Source organism: Xanthomonas hyacinthi, from assembly GCF_009769165.1.
Classification (GTDB): Bacteria; Pseudomonadota; Gammaproteobacteria; order Xanthomonadales; family Xanthomonadaceae; genus Xanthomonas_A; species Xanthomonas_A hyacinthi.
Window position 1 is genome coordinate 920096 of record NZ_CP043476.1, and the last position, 20130, is coordinate 940225.

General features: G+C 69.6%; 16 protein-coding genes and 1 riboswitch. Of the genes, 10 read left to right on the forward strand and 6 right to left on the reverse strand.

Annotation, left to right across the window (positions count from 1 at the left end; all coding sequences use genetic code 11):
• The first annotated feature begins 41 nt into the window (after positions 1-41).
• From FZ025_RS04315 to FZ025_RS04335, 5 genes are all read left to right on the forward strand, one after another.
• The gene (locus FZ025_RS04315; protein WP_046980818.1) at positions 42-635 is read left to right on the forward strand and encodes a GNAT family N-acetyltransferase; all 594 of its coding nucleotides are present in this window, start codon (positions 42-44) and stop codon (positions 633-635) included.
• Between the two features lie 2 nt (positions 636-637).
• Positions 638-1396: a septum site-determining protein MinC gene (minC, locus tag FZ025_RS04320; RefSeq protein ID WP_104557659.1), complete on the forward strand. Its 759-nt coding sequence runs from the start codon at positions 638-640 to the stop codon at positions 1394-1396.
• Positions 1397-1433: 37 nt separating this feature from the next.
• The gene (minD, locus tag FZ025_RS04325) at positions 1434-2243 is read left to right on the forward strand and encodes a septum site-determining protein MinD (protein WP_046980983.1); all 810 of its coding nucleotides are present in this window, start codon (positions 1434-1436) and stop codon (positions 2241-2243) included.
• A gap of 2 nt (positions 2244-2245) precedes the next feature.
• Positions 2246-2503: a cell division topological specificity factor MinE gene (minE, locus tag FZ025_RS04330; RefSeq protein ID WP_009608870.1), complete on the forward strand. Its 258-nt coding sequence runs from the start codon at positions 2246-2248 to the stop codon at positions 2501-2503.
• A 256-nt stretch (positions 2504-2759) separates the two neighbouring features.
• Positions 2760-3251: a hypothetical protein gene (locus FZ025_RS04335; RefSeq protein ID WP_046980982.1), complete on the forward strand. Its 492-nt coding sequence runs from the start codon at positions 2760-2762 to the stop codon at positions 3249-3251.
• Positions 3252-3412: 161 nt separating this feature from the next.
• Here FZ025_RS04335 and FZ025_RS04340 read toward each other — a convergent pair whose 3' ends face one another.
• Both FZ025_RS04340 and FZ025_RS04345 read right to left on the reverse strand, forming a co-directional pair.
• The gene (locus FZ025_RS04340; protein ID WP_046980981.1) at positions 3413-4705 is read right to left on the reverse strand and encodes a sensor histidine kinase; all 1293 of its coding nucleotides are present in this window, start codon (positions 4703-4705) and stop codon (positions 3413-3415) included.
• The gene (locus tag FZ025_RS04345; RefSeq protein WP_104557661.1) at positions 4695-5396 is read right to left on the reverse strand and encodes a response regulator transcription factor; all 702 of its coding nucleotides are present in this window, start codon (positions 5394-5396) and stop codon (positions 4695-4697) included. Before FZ025_RS04345 ends, FZ025_RS04340 begins: the two co-directional genes overlap by 11 nt.
• 242 nt (positions 5397-5638) lie before the next feature.
• Here FZ025_RS04345 and FZ025_RS04350 point away from each other — a divergent pair, with 242 nt between their 5' ends.
• The 3 genes from FZ025_RS04350 to FZ025_RS04360 all read left to right on the forward strand — a co-directional run bounded on the left by FZ025_RS04350 (position 5639) and on the right by FZ025_RS04360 (position 10204).
• Positions 5639-6415, forward strand: coding sequence for a phosphatase PAP2 family protein (locus FZ025_RS04350; protein ID WP_104557835.1), 777 nt, complete (start codon positions 5639-5641; stop codon positions 6413-6415).
• Positions 6412-8064, forward strand: coding sequence for a phosphoethanolamine transferase (locus tag FZ025_RS04355; RefSeq protein ID WP_046978632.1), 1653 nt, complete (start codon positions 6412-6414; stop codon positions 8062-8064). Before FZ025_RS04350 ends, FZ025_RS04355 begins: the two co-directional genes overlap by 4 nt.
• Before the next feature lie 136 nt (positions 8065-8200).
• A complete protein-coding gene (locus FZ025_RS04360; RefSeq protein ID WP_046978633.1) occupies positions 8201-10204 on the forward strand; it encodes a M2 family metallopeptidase in 2004 nt (667 codons plus the stop codon).
• 30 nt (positions 10205-10234) lie between these two features.
• Here FZ025_RS04360 and FZ025_RS04365 read toward each other — a convergent pair whose 3' ends face one another.
• From FZ025_RS04365 to FZ025_RS04375, 3 genes are read right to left on the reverse strand one after another with little or no spacing between them, the layout of a single operon-like run.
• On the reverse strand, positions 10235-10765 hold the full coding sequence (locus tag FZ025_RS04365; RefSeq protein ID WP_046978634.1) for a GNAT family N-acetyltransferase: 531 nt from the start codon (positions 10763-10765) through the stop codon (positions 10235-10237).
• A 4-nt stretch (positions 10766-10769) separates the two neighbouring features.
• Positions 10770-11183, reverse strand: a complete 414-nt coding sequence (locus tag FZ025_RS04370; RefSeq protein WP_046978635.1) for a hypothetical protein — start codon at positions 11181-11183, stop codon at positions 10770-10772.
• Between the two features lie 52 nt (positions 11184-11235).
• Positions 11236-12486 (reverse strand): multidrug effflux MFS transporter, encoded by a 1251-nt coding sequence (locus tag FZ025_RS04375; RefSeq protein WP_046978636.1) that lies wholly within the window; start codon positions 12484-12486, stop codon positions 11236-11238.
• A 331-nt stretch (positions 12487-12817) separates the two neighbouring features.
• Positions 12818-12925, forward strand: a riboswitch (glycine riboswitch).
• Between the two features lie 101 nt (positions 12926-13026).
• On the opposite strand from FZ025_RS04375, the gene gcvP reads away from it, so the two are divergent.
• Positions 13027-15918 carry an aminomethyl-transferring glycine dehydrogenase gene (gcvP, locus tag FZ025_RS04380; protein WP_046978637.1) on the forward strand — a complete coding sequence of 964 codons (2892 nt, stop codon included), beginning with the start codon at positions 13027-13029 and terminating at the stop codon, positions 15916-15918.
• A 134-nt stretch (positions 15919-16052) separates the two neighbouring features.
• Here the strand turns inward: gcvP and FZ025_RS22205 are convergent, their stop codons facing one another.
• Entirely contained in the window at positions 16053-17528 is a 1476-nt protein-coding gene (locus tag FZ025_RS22205) for a GGDEF domain-containing protein (protein WP_104557663.1), read from the reverse strand.
• Between the two features lie 482 nt (positions 17529-18010).
• Here FZ025_RS22205 and FZ025_RS04390 point away from each other — a divergent pair, with 482 nt between their 5' ends.
• Entirely contained in the window at positions 18011-20113 is a 2103-nt protein-coding gene (locus FZ025_RS04390) for a catalase (protein WP_046980010.1), read from the forward strand.
• Positions 20114-20130 lie beyond the last annotated feature (17 nt).

Consider the following 20130-nt stretch of genomic DNA (forward strand, 5'->3'; position numbering starts at 1 on the left):
GGTCCGCATCTGGCCGTGTGCGCATCAGCAACGGAGTCCCAATGTCGATCGTCATCCGCGACGTGCGCGAGCACGAGCTCGATTCGGTCCTGGCCCTGAACAACAACGCCGGACTGGCGATCCTGCCGCTGGATTCGGCCAAGCTGCACCGCTTCTACGAGACCGCAGAATACTTCCGCGTCGCCGAGCGCGACGGCAACCTGGCCGGCTTCCTGGTCGGTTTCGGCGGCGGCAGCGAGCACGACAGCAGCAATTTCGCCTGGTTTCGCGAGCGCTATCCGGCGTTCTTCTATATCGACCGCATCGTGGTGGCCAGCCGCCGCCGCGGCGGCGGCGTCGGCCGCGCGTTCTATGCCGACGTGCAGAGCTATGCCGAACTGCGCTACCCGCAGCTGGCCTGCGAGGTTTTCCTGGATCACGGCGCGGACGCGGCGCTGCTGTTCCATGGCAGCTTCGGTTTCCGCGAAGTGGGTCAGAACACGATGAACGAGGTGGAGGTGCGTGCCAGCATGCTGTTGAAGGATTTGTGCAGTTACGCCTGGGTCCGCGAGACCTACGGCGAGCAGTTGCCCGACCTGCCCTGGGTCGGCCATGCGCGCCGCCTGCAGCGGGCCCAGCGCCCGACCGGAACCTGAGCGTGTCCTCGGTGAATCTGGATTTCGAGCAGGCAGGCGAACTGAAGATCGGCCAGGTCGGCATCGCCAACCTGCGCATCCGCACCCTGGACGTGGCAAGGCTGACCCAGGAAATGCGCGAACGCGTGCAGCGCGCGCCCAAGCTGTTCGGCCGCGCCGCGGTGATCATCGATTTCGGCGGCCTGGCGCAGGCGCCGGACACCGCCACCGCGCGCGCGCTGCTGCAAGGCCTGCGCGAGGCTGGCGTGCTGCCGGTGGCGCTGGCCTACGGCACCCGCGAGATCGAGCAGCTGTCCGAAGCGCTGGGCCTGCCGTTGCTGGCCAAGTTCCGCGCCCAGTACGAACGCATCGACGGCGGCGCCCCCGCCGCCGCGCCCGCCCCGGTCTCGCCGCCCCCGCCCCCGCCGCCGCCCGCCCCTGCGGCGCGCCCGCAACCGGGCCGCATGCAGAAGACCGCGGTGCGCTCGGGCCAGCAGCTGTACGCGGAGAACTGCGACCTGACCGTGGTGGCCACGGTCGGCGCCGGCGCCGAGGTGATCTCCGACGGCAGCATCCACATCTACGGCAGCCTGCGCGGACGCGCGCTGGCCGGCGCGCAGGGCAACACCGAGGCGCGGATCTTCTGCCGCGACTTCCACGCCGAACTGGTCGCCATCGCCGGCCACTACAAGGTGCTGGACGATATTCCCAAGGAACTGCGTGGCAAGGCCGTGCAGGTCTGGCTGGAGCAGGACCAGATCAAGATCGCCGCGCAAGACTGACGCGGCCCAACCACCGAACGTATCAGGAGACATTCCTTTGGCTGAAATTATCGTAGTCACCTCCGGCAAGGGCGGCGTCGGCAAGACCACCACCAGCGCGAGCCTGGCCTGCGGGCTGGCGCGGCGCGGCAAGAAGGTCGCCGTGATCGACTTCGACGTGGGCCTGCGCAACCTCGACCTGATCATGGGCTGCGAGCGCCGGGTGGTGTACGACTTCGTCAACGTGGTGCACGGCGAGGCCACGCTCAAGCAGTCGCTGATCAAGGACAAGCGCTTCGACAACCTGTACGTGCTGGCCGCCTCGCAGACCCGCGACAAGGACGCGCTGACCCAGGACGGCGTGGAGAAGGTGCTCAAGGACCTGGCCGCCGAGGGCTTCGAATACATCGTCTGCGATTCGCCGGCCGGCATCGAGAAGGGCGCGTTCCTGGCGATGTACTTCGCCGACCGCGCGGTGGTCGTGGTCAACCCGGAAGTCTCTTCGGTGCGCGATTCGGACCGCATCATCGGCCTGCTCGACTCCAAGACCCGCAAGGCCGAGGAAGGCCAGAGCGTGCCGGCGTTCCTGCTGCTGACCCGCTACAGCCCGGGCCGGGTGGAAGGCGGCGAGATGCTCAGCATCACCGACGTGGAGGAAGTGCTGGGGCTGAAGGCGATCGGCGTGATCCCCGAATCCGGCGACGTGCTCAACGCCTCCAACAAGGGCGAGCCGGTGATCCTGGACGGCGAGTCCCCGGCCGGCCAGGCCTACGACGACGCGGTGGCCCGGATCATGGGCGAAGAGCGCCCGATGCGCTTCATCTCCGTGGAAAAGAAGGGCTTCTTCACCAAGTTGTTCGGAGGGTGAGCATGGGACTATTCGACTTCCTCAAGGCCAAGAAGAACACCGCCGAGACCGCCAAGAACCGCCTGCAGATCATCATCGCGCAGGAACGCAACCACCGCGGCGGCCCGGATTACCTGCCGCTGCTGCAGCGCGAACTGCTGGAAGTGATCAAGAAGTACGTCAACATCGACGCCGACGCGGTCAAGGTGGACCTGGTCAAGGACGGCGAACACGACGTGCTCGATATCTCGGTGGCATTGCCGGAAGGGCCGACGCCCTGAGTGGGCAGCGCGCTACGGTCGTAGATAGCGACCGTGGCGCGCAGCCTGTGCCGCATTGTTCGGTGGTGTGTTCGACGTAACGTCCCGACGAAGATGCACTGCGGCGCCTGCAATGCGCCATGGTGCGTGCACAACCTCAGCTGCGCTCACCGAACGCACGAGCTTGGGCGGCACGGTAGTCGAGCTGTCGGCCTGTCCAACCGCCGCCAATACCTTGCCGATTGCGTCACGCGCCGCTTTTCTTCCCGACCTCCCGATGCAGACCGACCACTCCCGCCCCGCTTCCGCCACCCAGGTGCTGACCGTCGGCGCCATCGGCCTGGACGCGCCGCGCGCGCTGCTGGCCCGGCATGGCCTGTGCCTGCACCGGGTCGCCGACGGCGCCGCGATTCCCGGCAGCTACTGGGGCGAACCGGAAGCCGGGGTGATCGCCAGCGACGTGTACGTGCGCGACGACACGCCGGTGCACTCACTGCTGCACGAGGCCTGCCACCTGCTCGTGCTGCCGCCGGAACGACGTGCGCTGGTGCATACCGATGCCACCGACTCGGTCGAGGAAGAGGACGCCACCTGCTACCTGCAGATCGTGCTGGCCGACGCGCTGCCCGGCGTCGGCAGCGCGCGGCTGATGGCCGACATGGATGCGTGGGGCTATACGTACCGGCTGGGTTCCACCCGCGCCTGGTTCGAACAGGACGCCGAGGACGCGCGCGCCTGGCTGCTGCAACGTGGACTATTGCCGCAATAGGGGAGTTGCCGAGGCTTTGCTTCCTACAGTGCACCCAGCACGCTCGTCGCGAGCCCCTTGTGGAGCGACTTCCGTCGCGACGGGCGGAGCGCGCAGCTCCCAGACTTCGGATGCTGTCGGGGCTGAAGCAGCACCGTCAGCAGCACCGTCGCTGCAACGCCCTACGCCGCGCCGCCGTCCTTCAATGCCGGACTCAGGTCCAGCGTCGCCCGCGTGCCCTGGCCCGCAAGCGAGTCGAGATGCAAGGCCCAGCCGAGGTGCTCGCACAGGCGCGCGATCAGGTCCAGGCCGATGCCGCTGCCCTCGCGGCCGCCGCCGCGGGCCATGCGCATGTAGATCGCGCTGATTTCCTCCGGGGTCATGCCGTGGCCAGGATCGTCGATGCACACCACGCCCGGCGCCAGCATCGCGATCTGGATCCGGCCCTGGTCGCTGTTCTCGATCGCGTTGCGCAGCAGGTTGCCGATCGCCGCCTGCACGATCGCCAGCGGCGCCAGCACCTCGCACGGCGGCAACGGCGCCAGCACCAGTTGCAGGCGCTTGTCGGCGCACAGGTGGCGATGGTCCTCGACGATGTCCGGCAGCAACTGGTCCAGCCGTACCAGGTCGCTGCCGCGCGCCAGCCGCGCCGGATCCTTGGCCAGCACCAGCAGCAGCGAGATCAATTGGCCGACGCCGCTGGCGGTGCGGCGGATGCGCAGCAGCTGGTTGCGCGCGCTGGGCGGGATGTCGGACTGCTCCAGCGCCAGGTCGGCGGCGCCGCCGATCACCGCCACCGGCGTGCGCAGCTCGTGGCTGGCGCTGTCGATGAAGGCGCGCTCGCGCTGGACGAACAGGTCGTTGCGCAGCAGGTAGTCGTTCAACGCATCGGCGATCACCACCTGTTCGGCGCTGGCGCGCGGATGCACTTCGATGCGCTGCCCGGGCCGGTCCGGGCGCAGGCTGCCGATGCGCTGCGCCATGTCGGTGAGCGGCTGCACCACGCGGCCCAGGCCCCAGGCCACCAGCGCGCCGAGCAGCAGCACCGCGATCACGTTGGACAGCAGCATCCACAGCGCCAGGTTCTCCTCGTGCTTCTGCAGCTCGGTGATGTCCAGCGCCAGCGCCAGGCGGTGGCCGCGCACGTCCTGCACCAGCACCACCTTGTCGCGGCCTTCCAGCGGCACGTCGTCGTGCAGGCCCGGCGCCAGCGCCGCCACCGCCGGCGGCAGCGGCTCGCCGCCTTCGTCGCCGTACAGGCTCACGGTGCGGGTGTCGATCCAGCGGTAGTCCGGATCGACCGCGCTGCGCGCCAGGAAATGTTCCAGTTCCGAACTCAGCAGCGAACGCCAGGTCAGCTGTTCGGCCTGGTCGTTGACGATGTAGCCATGCACGAACACCGCCAGCGACAGCAGCGCCGCATAGCCGACCAGCCACAGGGTGATGCGCTGCCGCAGCCCGGTCCTACGCGGCATGCTCTTGCTCGTGCGGGTCCACCACTGCGAGCCGGTAGCCGATGCGTGGCAGGGTGTGGATCAGCTTGGTCGCGAACGGGCCGTCCACGCTGCGCCGCAGGTCGTAGATGTGCGAGCGCAGCATGTCGCCGTCCGGCGGCTCGTCGCCCCACAGCGCCTGCTCCAGGCGGTCGCGGGTGACCGCGGCCGGGCTGGCCTGCATCAGCACTTCCAGCAGTTTGCGGCAGGCCGGATACAGGTGCAGGGTGCGGCCGCCGCGGGTCGCCTCCAGCGTGCCCAGGTCCAGTTGCAGGTCGCCCACGCGCAGCAGCTTGCTGCGGCCGCGGCCGTTGGCGCGCAGCAGCAGCGCCTCCAGCCGCACTTCCAGCTCCGGCAGCGCGAACGGCTTGGTCAGGTAGTCGTCGGCGCCGGCGCGGAAACCGGCGATCTTGTCCGGCAGCTCATCGCGCGCGGTGAGCATGATCACCGGCACCTCGGCGTGGTGCTGCTCGCGCATCGCGCGCAGCACCTGCGGGCCGTCCAGGCGCGGCAGCATCCAGTCCAGGATCACCGCGTCGTAGTGCTGGGTGGTGGCCAGGTGCAGGCCGGTGACGCCGTCCGGCGCCGCGTCCAGGGTGTGGCCGCGCACCTCGAAGTAGTCGAACAGGTTCGCGACCAGGTTCCGGTTGTCCTCTATCACCAACAGCCGCATGGCACTCGCTCGCATTCCGGGACAACGGGGGGGTGACGCCATGCTAGCGGATGCGCGTCGGAACGCGGTCGGAACGCTGCGTCTTGATCGAATCTCGATGAAACCTGGACGGAACCCGAATACCGCGACGGCAACCTGGGCTGAAGCGCCGCGTCTGCGGCGGCCCAATCCGACCAGACTCCGACACGCAGCGCAACACCATGACACTCGCCACCGTCCGCACCTCCAGCCCGCCCGCATCCATGCACAGCCCGTCCCTGCCCCTGCCTGCCGCCTCCTTCCTGCCCGCGCCGTCGGCCTTCTATCGCCGGCATCTGTGGCTGCCGCTGGCCGCCGCGCTGCTGGCCAGCACCGTGCTGATGGGCCTGGGCGGGGACTTCTGGTTCGCCGACCTGCTGTACCGCTGGGAAGGCGGCCACTGGGCGCTGAAGAACGCGGCGCTGACCCGCAGCCTGATCCACCACGACGGCAAGCTGCTCAGCACCGTGGCCTGGGTGGCGACGGCCGCCCTGGCGGCGTGGGCCTGGCGCCGCGCCGACGGCCAGCGCTACCGGCTGCCGCTGCTGTATCTGGCGCTGGCGGTGGCATTGAGCACCGGCGTGGTGTCGCTGCTGAAGTCGCTGACCCATATGGACTGCCCGTGGGACCTGAGCCGTTATGGCGGCCAGCTGCCCTACATCGGCCTGTTCGAAGCGCGTCCGGCCGGCATGCCGCATGCCGCATGCTTCCCGGCCGGGCATTCCAGCGCCGGCTATGCCTGGGTCGCACTGTACTTCGTCGCGCTGGCGCTGAAGCCATCCTGGCGCTGGCCGGCGCTGGCGGTCGGGCTCGGCGCCGGGCTGCTGTTCGGCCTCGGCCAGCAGCTGCGCGGCGCGCACTTCCTGTCCCACGATCTGTGGACGCTGTCCCTGAGCTGGGGCGTGGCCCTGGGCCTGTACCGCGGCTTGCTGTGGCGGCCGCAGATTTCGGCCCGGTCCATGCATGTGCCCTTGCCTGTCGTGAAGGAAAGCCGCGCATGAGCGTTTCGCTGCCGCATCCCGGCGCCCACCATTCCAGGACCGACTGGTGGCGCTACCGCCCGCTGCTCAGCAACGAAGCGCTGGCGCTGGCGGCCAGCGCGTTCTTCGCCCTGGTCTGCAACGGCATGTTCTGGCGCAGCGCGATGAGCGGCCATCCGGGCGACCTGAAGCTGGGCCTGTCGCTGTTCCTGCTGCTGCTGTCGGTACACGGGCTGCTGCTGGGGCTGCTGCTGTGGCGCGGCGTGGCCAAGCCGCTGCTGGCCCTGCTGCTGGTCACCACCGCGTTCGCCGCGCACTACATGAACAGCTACAGCGTCTACCTGGACGCGGACATGCTGCGCAACGTGCTGGCCACCGACCACAAGGAATCGCGCGAACTGATGACCCCGGCGCTGATCGCGCCGCTGCTGTGCTACGCCGCGCTGCCGATCCTGGCGCTGTGGCGGCTGCGCCTGGTGCGGCGCCCGCCGGGCAAGGCGCTGGCGATCCGCGCCGGCTTCCTGCTGGCGATGCTGGCGCTGGGCGGCGCCGGCGCGATGCTGTCGTTCCAGGACCTGTCGGCGATGATGCGCAACCACCGCGAAATCCGCTACCTGGCCACGCCGATCAACTACATCGTCGCGCTGCGGCAGACCCTCAAGTCCGACAGCCCCACGCACAAGGCGCCGAAGCTGCCGCTGGAACACGACGCGATCGCCACCGCGCGCGCGCGCGGCAGCAAGCCGCGCCTGCTGGTGGTGGTGCTGGGCGAGACCGCGCGCGCGCAGAACTGGGGCTTGAACGGCTACGTCCGCCAGACCACGCCGCAGCTGGCGCAGCTGGACGTGATCAACTTCCCCGACATGCATTCGTGCGGCACCAGCACCGAGGTCTCGGTGCCGTGCATGTTCTCCCCGTTCGGCCGCCACGACTACAACGAAGGCAACATCCGCAAGCATCAGTCGCTGCTGCACGTGCTCGAACACGCCGGCATCGCCACGCTGTGGCGCGACAACCAGTCCGGCTGCAAGGGCGTGTGCGACGGTCTGCCGATCCAGCGCCTGGACGAGGCCAAGGACCCGCAGCTGTGCAAGGACGGGCGCTGCATGGACGAGATCCTGCTGCAGGACCTGGCCACGCAGGTGCGTGCCAAGCCCGGCGACCGCGTGGTCGTGCTGCACCAGCTCGGCAGCCACGGCCCCAGCTATTTCGAGCGCTATCCGGCCGGCTTCCGCCGCTTCACCCCGACCTGCGATACCGCCGACCTGGGCAACTGCGAGCGCGACCTGATCGCCAATGCCTACGACAACTCGCTGCTGTACACCGACCAGCTGCTGGCGCGCACCGTGTCCACGCTGGAAGCGATGCCCGACTACGACACCGCGATGATCTACCTGTCCGACCATGGCGAATCGCTGGGCGAGAAAGGCCTGTACCTGCACGGCGTGCCGTATGCGATCGCCCCGCAGGAGCAGACCCACGTGCCGATGGTGATGTGGTTCTCGCCGGGCTTCGCCAGCGATCGCGGCCTGGACCTGGCCTGCGTGCGTGCGCGTTCGCGCCAGTACGCCGACCAGGACAACCTGTTCCCGTCGGTGCTGGGGCTGATGCAGGTCAAGACCGGGGTCTACGACCGCAAGCGCGACCTGTTCGCGCAATGCAGCGCCTAGCCGCACGGAAATCTCGGTCGGACTGAAGAACGGGTCGAGACCCGGCACCGGCGCGCCGGTGCCGCGGCGTGGGCGGCCCTTGCGGCGGGCGGGGCGGACCACTAGCCTCGTCGCATTCGCCATCGAAGGATTCGCCGTGAACCACCGCCCTCTGCTGCTTGCGCTGTGCATCGGCGCGAGCATGCTTGCGCTGTCCGCGTGCCGCAAGGAAGCGACCACCGAGACCGGCACCGCGCCGGCGCCGGCTGCGCCCGGCGAGAGCGCCGACCAGTTCGTCGCCCGCATCAACGAGCAATACCGCGCGCTGCTGCCGGAGCTGACCTCGGCGCAATGGCTGTCGATCACCTACATCAACGGCGACTCGGAACGGCTGGTGGCCAAGGCCAACGAGCGCTGGCTGACCACGCTCAACGGCTGGATCGCGCAGGCCAGGCGCTACGAGGGCAAGCCGATGTCCGCCGACAGCGCGCGTGCGCTGCAGCTGCTGAAGCTGATGACCGCGATGCCGGCGCCGCGCGACACGGCCAAGCTGGCCGAACTGGCCACGCTGGCCTCGAAGATGGAAGGCGCCTACGGCGCGGCCGCCTACTGCACCGGCGAGGGCGATGCGCGCCGCTGCCGGCAGCTGGGCGAACTGGAGGACGTGCTGCGCCGCAGCCGCGACTACGACCAACAGCGCGATGCATGGCAGGGCTGGCACGGCACCGCGCAGCCGCTGCGCCAGGACTACCAGCGCTTCGTCGAACTGGTCAACGAAGGCGCGCGCGCGATGGGCTATGCCGACACCGGCGCGATGTGGCGCAGCGGCTACGACATGCCGCCGGCGCAGATCGCCGCCGAAACCGACCGGCTGTGGAGCCAGGTCAAGCCGCTGTACGCGCAACTGCACTGCTACACCCGCGGCAAGCTCGACGCCGAATACGGCAAGGACAAGGGCGAGGTCGCCGGCGGCCTGCTGCCGGCGCACCTGCTCGGCAACATGTGGCAGCAGGACTGGAGCAACCTGTGGGATCTGCTGCAGCCCTACCCCGGCGCCGGCAGCCTGGACATCACCGACGCGCTGGAAAAGCAGTACCAGAGCAACCTCGGCGCGGCGCTGGCGCGGCGCAATAATGATTCCTCGCCGGAGGCGCGGTTCATGGCCCAGCGCGACGCGCAGCTGCAGAGCGCCAAGCAGATGACCGAGCGCGCGCAGGATTTCTACACCTCGCTGGCGATGCCCAAACTGCCCGACAGCTACTGGGCGCGCAGCCAGTTCATCAAGCCGCTGGAGCGCAACGTGGTCTGCCACGCCAGCGCCTGGGACATGGACATGGCCGGCGACGTGCGCACCAAGATGTGCATCGAGCCGAACGAGGAAAACTTCACCACCATCTACCACGAGCTCGGCCACGTCTATTACGACCTTGCCTACAATCCGCTGCCGCCGCTGTTCCAGGGCGGCGCCAACGACGGCTTCCACGAGGCGATCGGCGACACCATCGTGCTGGCGATGACCCCGCAGTACCTGCATTCGATCGGCCTGGTCGAAGCGCCGCAGCTCAGCCGCGAGGCGCTGATCAACGCGCAGATGCGCATGGCGCTGAGCAAGGTCGCGTTCCTGCCGTTCGGGCTGATGATCGACCGCTGGCGCTGGGGCGTGTTCGACGGCTCGATCGCGCCGGAGCACTACAACCAGGCCTGGTGGGAACTGAAGGCCAAGTACCAGGGCGTGGCCCCACCCACGCCGCGCGGCGAAGACTTCTTCGATCCCGGCGCCAAGTACCACGTGCCCGGCAACACGCCGTACACACGCTATTTCCTGTCGCACATCCTGCAATTCCAGTTCTACAAGGGCCTGTGCGACGCCGCCGGCTACAAGGGCCCGCTGTACGAATGCACGTTCTACGGCAACAAGGAGGCCGGGCAGAAATTCTGGTCGATGCTGCAGCGTGGCAGCAGCCAGCCGTGGCAGCTCACGCTGAAGGAGCTGACCGGCAACGACACGCTCGACGCCGCCCCGCTGCTGGAATACTTCGCACCGATGCAGGAGTGGCTCAAGCAGCAGAACCAGGGGCAGATGTGCGGCTGGGAGGCGCCCAAGGCGGTGCAGGAAACGGCGGCAGCCGCGCCCCCCACCCCGGCGCCGAAGCCGCAGTAAGCGCCGCGGCGCGGCGGCCTGGCCACCGACTCACTCGTCGGCCAGCCGCGCCCAGCGCTCGTGGTCGCGCCACACCCCGCCGATGCGTAGATAGCGTGGCGAATAGCCTTCGCGGCGGAAGCCGGCGCGCTGCACCAGCGCCAGCGAGCGCGTGTTGTCCGGTTGGATATTGGCCTCCACGCGATGCAGGCCCAGTTCGGAGAACGCGTAGGCCACGCACAGCCGCAACGCGTGGGTCATCAGCCCGCGGCCTTCGCAGCCGGCCATCGCGTGGTAGCCCAGGTAGGCGCTCTGGAAGCAGCCGCCGACCACCTGGCTGAAGGTGAACAGGCCGGCGACCTCGCCGCTGTCGCGCGCGCGCGCCAGCAGCGCGACGTTGCTGCCATCCAGGGTCTGCGCGTGCCAGGCGTTGAAGCCGGGCACGTCGGTGAACGGATACGCCCACGGATGATGCAGCGCGGTGCTGGCGCGGTGCGCCTGGATCAGGGCGAGCCCATCGCGGCGCCGCACCCGCGCCAGCGACACGGCGGCATCGGCGGCCTGGCTCGCGCTCTGGCCCATGCCCTCAGCCCGGCAGCGCCGTGCTGGCGCCGCGCTGCATGGCCTGCGCGTGGCGGTCCTTGAACTCGTCGAAGCTCAGCCCCTGCGCCTGCGCATCGGCCTGCGCGGCGTCCTTCAGCGCATCCGAATACACCAGCCGCACCGGCGTGCCGGCACGCTCGTGCAGCTCCGCCGCCTGCATGATCAGCGACAGCACCTGCGCGGCGCTCTCGCTGTGTCCGGCGATGCGCCCGTCCATGCCCAATACCCACTCGCCGTCGCGGCGCACGATGCCGGCCAGCAGCATGCGCTGCTGATCGCGCAGCTCCGCGTGCGGTTCGATCGCGGTGGCCGCAGCGGCGGCGGCCTCGCTGCGGTGGCGCAGGCGTTCGGCAAGCTTCTTGCGCACGTCGCGGCGCTGCTTGGACTGGATGGACATGCGGTTTCCTCAACGGTGACCCGACGACGATAGCCCAACCGCGGCATCGGCGTCACACCAGATCGGCCGGCTCCAGCTGCGGCACCTGCGTGCCCTGCCGCGGCAGGCGTCTGCCGCTGCGCCGCTCCCAGCGCCAGAAGCCCCAGCCGATCAGGAAGAACGCGCCCGAACCCAGCGCCAGATGCATCGGCCGGCCGCTGAGCAGCGGCGACAGCACCCCGGCCACCACGGTGTTGAGCATCAGTTGGGTGAAGGCCTGCAGCGACGAGGCCAGACCGCGCTGGCGCGGGTACATGTCCAGCACCGCCAGCGCCAGGACCGGGAAGATCAGCGCCATGCCCAGGCCGGCCACGAAGATCGGCAGCACCGCCCACGGTAGCGCGATCTGCGCTGCGATCGCGGTATAGCCGATGTTGCCGACCATCGACACGCCGCAGCAGATGAAGCCGATGCGCACCTGCCGCATCGACCCGATGCGCCCGGCCATGCGCCCGGACAGGAACGAGCCCAGGGTCATGCCGCCGATGGTCGGAATGAACAGCCAGGCGAAATCGCGCTCGGTCCGGTGCAGCAGGTCGATGATGAACACCGGCGCCGAGGCGATGTACAGGAACACGCCGGCGAAGTTGAACGCGGCGGCGGCGGCCAGGCGCTGGAAGCGCGCGTTGAACGCGATGGCGATGTAGTCGCGCAGCAGCGTGCGCGGCGCCAGCGGCGTGCGCGCCTGCAGCGGATGCGTCTCCGGCATCCAGCGCAGCGTGGCCACCAGCAACAGCAGCGAGAACCCGACCAGGAACCAGAAGATCATCGGCCAGCCGGCGCCGGTGGCCAGGATCCAGCCGCCGATGATCGGCGCGATCGCCGGGGCGATGCCGAAGATCATCGACACCTGGCTCATCAGCCGCTGCGCGTCGTGGCCCTGGTACAGGTCGCGGATCACTGCGCGGCCGACGATCATGCCCATGCCTGCGGAAACCCCCTGCAGCGCGCGGAACGCCAGCAGCGTGCCCAGATCGCGCGACAGCGCGCAGCCGGCCGAGGCCAGCACGAACACCACCAGCCCGCCGACGATCACCCGCCTGCGGCCCCAGGCGTCGGACAGCGGCCCGTGCGCCAGGCCCATCAGCGCGTAGGCCAGCAGGTATACGCTGACCGTCTGCTGGATCGCCACCGGATCGGCGCGCAGGCGCTGCGCCAGCTGCGGGAACGCCGGGAAGATGGTGTCGATCGAGAACGGGCCGAACATCGCCAGCCCGGCCAGCAGCAGTGCCAGGCGGCGGATCGGGATGGTCGGGAGCGTCATGCGCAGGATCCTGGAAGGCCGGCCGCACGCAGCCCGGCAGCGGGCGAACGCGCGACGACACCGTGCGCAAGGGACGCAACGATGGAAAGAGGGAAGGCCGCCATGATACCCCCTGGCCGATGCCGCGTTAAGCGCCGCGCCGCCCAGTCACGCCGCGGTCGGGACGCCGGCCTCCATGTTCAGCCGCGCCAGGCCCCGCCCGACATACCCCGCGCGGCGCCGTGAGCGCCACCGGCCACGCTATAATCGCCGGGCAGCATGGTGGGAGAAGCGGGGCGACCCGCTGCCGAAGGCGCAAACGCCCGTAATCGCTCAGGCCCGATACCACCCGCACCAAGACTCTGGAGAGACCGGTCCAACCCGGCGCCGAAGGGGCACGAAGCGCAGCGCATCCCGCCACCGCTTCCAAACTCTCAGGCAAAAGGACAGAGGGGCACTGGGAAGACCCGCGGCTTCCCGTCGGTCGTGTCCGCCACTGCGGCCGCCGGCGGCGTCCGCGCGTCACCCGCCCTTCGTGCCCTCCTCTGCCGGACGACCGCCATGTCTAAGACCCCCTCGCTGCGCGACCTCGAACACCACTCGGCCTTCGTCGAGCGCCACATCGGCCCGAACGACGCCGAGATCGCGCACATGCTGCATGCCGTCGGCCACGACTCGCTGGAGGCGCTGACCGACGCCATCGTGCCGGGCCTGATTAAAACAGGCACGGACAAGTCGCCGCAGCCGCTGGCGCTGCCCGAGGCGATCACCGAAGAGGAGGCACTGGCCAAGATCGGCGCCATCGCCGACAAGAACCAGGTGCTGCGCAGCTTCATCGGCCAGGGCTACTACGGCACCCACACGCCGAAGGTGATCCTGCGCAACATCCTCGAGAACCCGGCCTGGTACACCGCCTATACGCCATACCAGGCGGAGATCTCGCAGGGCCGCATGGAAGCGCTGATCAACTTCCAGACCATGTGCGCGGACCTGACCGGCATGGAGATCGCCAACGCCTCGCTGCTGGACGAAGCCACCGCCGCGGCCGAGGCGATGACCCTGGCCAAGCGCTCGGCCAAGGCCAGGTCCGACACCTTCTTCGTGCACGACGCGGTGCATCCGCAGACTCTGGAACTGCTGCGCACCCGCGCCGAGCCGCTGGGCATCGTGCTGCGCGTGGGCACGCCGGAGGAAGCGCTGCAGGCCGAGTGCTTCGGCGTGCTGCTGCAGTATCCGGACAGCGTCGGCCAGCTGTCGATCGGCACGCTCGGCGACCACAAGGCGCTGGCCGAAGCCGTGCACGCGCAAGGCGGCCTGGTCGCGGTCGCCACCGACCTGCTCGCGCTGACCCTGATCGCCGCGCCCGGCGAATGGGGCGCGGACATCGTGGTCGGCAACTCGCAGCGCTTCGGCGTGCCGTTCGGCTTCGGCGGCCCGCATGCGGCGTTCATGGCCTGCCGCGACGCCTACAAGCGCTCGATGCCGGGGCGCCTGATCGGCGTGTCGATCGATGCCGCCGGCAACCCCGCCTACCGCCTGACCCTGCAGACCCGCGAGCAGCACATCCGCCGCGAGAAGGCCACCTCCAACATCTGCACCGCGCAGGTGCTGCTGGCGGTGATGGCGTCCATGTACGCGGTCTACCACGGTCCCGACGGCCTGACCCGCATCGCCCGGCGCACCCATCGCCTGGCCGCGATCCTGGCTGCGGCGCTGCGCAATGCCGGCGTCAGCGTCGGCGAGCGCTTCTTCGACACCCTGCACGTCAAGGCGATCGACGCCGAGGCGATCCACGCCAAGGCGCGCGCGGCCGGCATCAACCTGCGCGCGATCGACAGCGAGGCGGTGGGCATCAGCCTGGACGAGACCAGCACACGCGCCGACGTGGTCGCGCTGGCGCAGCTGTTCGGCGCGAGCGCCGATGTCGATGCGCTCGATGCGGCCACTGCCGACGCATTGCCGCAAGACCTCAAGCGCCGCAGCGCGTTCCTGCAGCACCCGGTGTTCAACACCCACCACAGCGAGCACGAACTGCTGCGCTACATGCGCGCGCTGGCCGACAAGGACCTGGCGATGGATCGCACCATGATCCCGCTGGGCAGCTGCACGATGAAGCTCAACGCCACCGCCGAGATGATCCCGGTGACCTGGCCGCAGTTCGGCGCGATCCATCCGCTGGCGCCGGCCGAGCAATCCACCGGCTATGCGCAGCTGATCGGCGAACTGGAAGCGATGCTGGTCGAATGCACCGGCTACGACGCGGTCAGCCTGCAGCCCAACTCCGGCGCGCAGGGCGAGTACGCCGGCCTGCTGGCGATCCGCGCCTACCACCGCGCGCGCGGCCAGGCGCACCGCGACATCTGCCTGATCCCCGAGTCCGCCCACGGCACCAACCCGGCCTCGGCACAGATGTGCGGCATGAAGGTCGTGGTCACCAAGTGCGATGCCAACGGCAATGTCGACGTCGACGACATCCGCGCCCAGGCGGAGAAATACTCCGAGCGCCTGGCCGCGCTGATGATCACCTACCCGTCCACCCACGGCGTGTTCGAGGAAGACGTGGTGGCGATCTGCGAGATCGTGCATGCGCATGGCGGCCAGGTCTATACCGACGGCGCCAACATGAACGCGCTGGTCGGCGTGGCCAAGCCCGGCAAGTGGGGCTCGGACGTGTCGCACCTGAACCTGCACAAGACCTTCTGCATCCCGCATGGCGGCGGCGGCCCGGGCGTCGGCCCGTGCGCGGTGAAGTCGCATCTCGCCCCGTACCTGCCGAAGACGCTGGGCGGCGAAGGCGACGTCGGCATGGTCAGCGCGGCCAGCTTCGGCAGTGCCTCGATCCTGCCGATCAGCTGGATGTACATCACCATGATGGGCAGCGCCGGCCTGCGCAAGGCCACCCAGGTCGCGCTGCTCAACGCCAACTACATCGCCAGGCGCCTGGCTCCGCACTACAGGACGCTGTACACCGGCCGCAACGGCCTGGTCGCGCACGAGTGCATCCTGGACGTGCGCCCGCTGGAGAAGAGCACCGGCATCGGCGCCGAGGACGTGGCCAAGCGCCTGATCGACTTCGGCTTCCACGCCCCGACGCTGAGCTTCCCGGTCGCCGGCACGCTGATGGTGGAGCCGACCGAAAGCGAATCGCTGCACGAGCTGGACCGCTTCATCGATGCGATGATCCAGATCCGCGAGGAGATCGCCGCGATCGAGGACGGCCGCCTGGACCGCGCGGACAACCCGCTCAAGCATGCCCCGCACACCGCCGCGCAGGTCACCGCCGGCGAGTGGACGCATGCCTACCCGCGCGAGCTGGCCGCGTTCCCGCTGGCGACGCTGCGGCAGCAGAAGTACTGGCCGCCGGTGGCGCGGGTGGACAACGTCTACGGCGACAAGCACGTGATGTGCGCGTGCATCCCGGTGGAGGCGTACAAGGACGACGTGGTGGCGTAAGCCCGCCGTTTGCGTCCGCCGCACATCGCCACGCCAGCCCCGCACGCCGGGTCTGGCGTTTTTTTTGCGGGCCGGCGCTGCGCCATGGCGATGCCGGCGCGAACGCGGCACGCGCCGCGCCCGGCCGCGCGCCCTCAACCCGGCGCAGCGACGCCCTGCGCATCCGCCGCCGCATCCAGCGCATGCGCGCAGCAATTGCGGCCATTGCGCTTGGCGCGGTACAGCGCGGCGTCGGCGTGGTGCAGCAGATCGATCGCCGCCTCGGCGCTGGCCGGGTGGGTGGCGATGCCGATGCTGACCGTGACCACGCCCAGCGGGCTGGCCGGGTGCGGGATCTGCCGCTGTTCGATGGCCGCCAGCAGGCGCTGCGCGATCGCGTATGCGGCGTCGGCCACGGTGTCCGGCAGCACCACCGCGAATTCCTCGCCGCCGTAGCGCGCCACCGTGGCGGTCTGCGCGGGCAAGGCCTCGGCCAGCGCGGTGGCCACCTCCACCAGGCAGGCGTCGCCGCGCACATGGCCGTGGCTGTCGTTGAACTGCTTGAAGAAATCGATGTCGATCATCAGCAGCGAACAGTCCAGGCCGCCGTCCAGGGCGCGCAGCCGCGCCGCCAGGCCGACCCGGTTGGCGATGCCGGTCAACGGATCGCGCGCCACCTGCTGCTGCAGGCGGCGCGTGCCCAGGCGGCTCAGCCGCTGGATTTCCAAGTGCTCGCTGTGCAGCAACGCCACGTGCACCCCGTACACCACCACCGCCGCGGTGGCCGCGGCCATGCCCCAGAAGAAGCTCACCCGCGACACGCTGATCGCCAGTAACAGCACCGCCAGCGAGAACGCGATCGGCGCGAACGCGGCGATCAGCTCGGCGCCGCGCAGGCTTGGCCGCGCGCAGCGCAGCCAGCGGCCGCGCGGCAGCGACGCCACCAGCACCAACGCCGCGCTGGGCAGATCGATCAGCAACCCGCCCCACCATGGCAGCCCACCCAGTTCGATGCGGTTGTACAGCGCCGCCACCGCAGCGTTGACCCACAGATAGGCGCTGGCGCTGAGATAGAAGTGGCGGCGGCTGCAGCCGCCGGCGCCGAGCAGGCGCAGCGTGGCCATCGACGCGAGCAGCAGGCCCATCGCGTCGGCGTGATTGATGATCAGGTTGACGTCGGGTTCGGAAAAACCGTTGCTGGACGACAGCGCCAGGTCGATCAGCAGAAACAGCAGGCCGGCGCCGACCAGCGCCAGCAGCGCATCCAGCGCCACCACCAGCCGCGGCTGCGGCCGGTTGAACGAGCGCGCGATCAGGAACAGCGCCGGAATCATCGACGAGCCGGAAAACATCACCCCCAGCTGCAGCAGCAGCGGGCCGTGCTGCGGCAACAGCAGCGCCAGCAGGTTGCAGTCGGTCCACAGCATCTGCGCGCCGACCGCGTACGCCAGCAGCCGCCACGGCATCCGGTCCACCGCCGGCGCACGCCGCAACCGGCGCAGCACCGCCAGCACCGCCACGGCCTGCACCGCCAGGCCGCACCATTGCGCCGCAGGCGTACCGGTGCCGCCCGCCTGTGCGACCAGCGCATGGGCGATCACCAATCCGATGACCACGATAGGCAAGAACACGTTCGGTCTCCGTCGCACGCCACGCCGCACCGCATCGGCCGCTGCCGCTGCGCGCTCCCCACGCTCGCAGCCCCTGCGAAGGATCGATGCGCAACGCACTATCGGCCCCGCGGCGCCGTCCTGTAGCCCCAGCTTAGCGGCAATGCCTGCGCGTGGCGGCGCTGCGGCGGCGTTGCCGACGCCAGCCGCAGCAGGCACGACCGCGGTTCGCGGCGGAGGCCGGCTGGCTGCGACTATCAGCGGCAAGCAGCGCGCGGACACAGCGAACGCGCGCCGCGCGCGCCTTCCCGCTTTGTGCGATCTGCAGCGCCCGCCGCAACGCCGTCCTCACGCCATGCTCGGACAGGTTGCACGGACCGTTCACGCCGGCCGGCACAGCATCGGCCGGACGCCTCACACCCCTCTCCAAGCGCGCATCCTGCCGCCGTTCGCAGCGCGAATCCCTTCTGCCGTATCCGCCTCATCCCCCGGAGCGCTCATCCATGGCCAGCCCTCGCAAGCCCAGCAAATCCAGCACGCCCGTCGACACCAGCGCCGTCGCCGACCAGCGCGGTCGCGGCGACGAACTGCACCAGCACGCCGGCGGCACGCATCCGCCGCTGACCACCAACCAGGGCATCCCGATCGCCGACAACCAGAACTCGCTGCGCGCCACCCCGCGCGGACCGACGCTCCTGGAAGATTTCATCCTGCGCGAGAAGATCACCCACTTCGACCACGAACGCATCCCCGAGCGCATCGTGCACGCGCGCGGCAGCGCCGCGCACGGCTATTTCGAACTGACCGCCTCGCTGGCCAAGTACACCACCGCCAGGATCCTCACCGAGGTCGGGGTGAAGACGCCGGTGTTCACCCGCTTCTCCACCGTGGCCGGCGGCGCCGGCTCGGTGGACACGCCGCGCGACGTGCGCGGCTTCGCGGTCAAGTTCTATACCAAGGAGGGCAACTGGGACCTGGTCGGCAACAACATCCCGGTGTTCTTCATCCAGGACGCGATCAAGTTCCCGGACCTGATCCACGCGGTGAAGATGGAGCCGGACCGCGGCTTCCCGCAGGCGGCCAGCGCGCACGACACGTTCTGGGACTTCATCTCGCTGACCCCCGAATCGCTGCACATGATCATGTGGGCGATGAGCGACCGCACCATTCCGCGCTCGCTGCGCATGATCGAAGGCTTCGGCATCCACAGCTTCCGCCTGCTCGACGGCAACGGCAACAGCACCTTCGTCAAGTTCCACTGGCGGCCCAAGCTCGGCCTGCAGTCCACGGTCTGGGACGAGGCGGTGAAGCTGGCCGGCGCCGATCCGGATTTCCATCGCCGCGATCTGTTCGAGGCGATCCAGCAAGGCGATTTCCCGGAATGGGAGCTGGGCGTGCAGCTGTTCACCGAAGAAGAGGCCGACAAATTCCCGTTCGACCATCTGGATTCGACCAAGCTGATCCCGGAGGAACTGGTGCCGCTGCAGATGGTCGGGCGCATGGTGCTGGACCGCTGGCCGGACAACTTCTTCGCCGAGACCGAGCAGGTGGCGTATTGCCCGGCCAACATCGCGCCCGGCATCGACTTCTCCAACGATCCGCTGCTGCAGGGCCGCCTGTTCTCCTACCTGGACACCCAGCTCAGCCGCCTGGGCGGGCCGAACTTCCACCAGATCCCGATCAACGCGCCGAAGTGCCCGTTCGCCAACCTGCAGCGCGACGGGCACATGCAGATGGGCGTGCCCAGGGGCCGCGTCGCCTACGAGCCCAGCTCGCTGCAGGACGACACTCCGCGCGAGCGCGCGCGCGGCTTCCCCAGCCACGCCACGCCGAGCGAGGATGGCGGCAAGGGCCGCGTGCGCGCGGCGAGCTTCGCCGACCACTACAGCCAGGCACGCATGTTCTTCCGCAGCCAGAGCAAGCCGGAGCAGGCGCATCTCGCCTCGGCGCTGGTGTTCGAACTGTCCAAGGTGGAGACCGCGCATGTGCGTGCGGCGGTGGTCGGGCACCTGCGCCACATCGATCCGGCGCTGGCGCAGCGCGTGGCCGACGGCCTGGGCCTGGAGGCGTTGCCGCCGGCGCCGCCGGCCGCGCTGCCGCCGCAGGACCTGCCGCCGTCGCCGGCGCTGCAACTGATCGGCAAGATGAAGCACACCTTGCAGGGGCGCGCGATCGGCATCCTGGTCCACGACGGGTCCGACGCGGCGACGGTGAAGGCCCTGCAGAAGGCCGCGCGCGACGCCGGCGCCACGGTCAAGATCGTGGCGCCGAAGCTGGGCGGGGCCACGCTCAGCGACGGCAAGAAGCTGGCCGCGGACGGGCAGCTGGCCGGCACCCCGTCGTTCGTGTTCGACGCGGTGGCGGTGGTGCTGTCGGCCGCGGCCGGCAAGCAGCTGAGCAGGGAGGCGGCGGCGGTCGATTTCGTCGGCAACGCCTTCGCGCATCTGAAGGCGATCGCCGCCGATGCCGGGGCGCAGCCGCTGCTGAAGGCCGGCAATGTGGTCAAGGACGCCGGCGTGCTCGATGCCGGCAACGGCAAGGGCTTCATCGCGGCGGCCAAGACCCGCCAGTGGGACCGCGAACCGAAGCTGCGCATGCTTGCCTGAGCCTGCGCCGCGCGGCA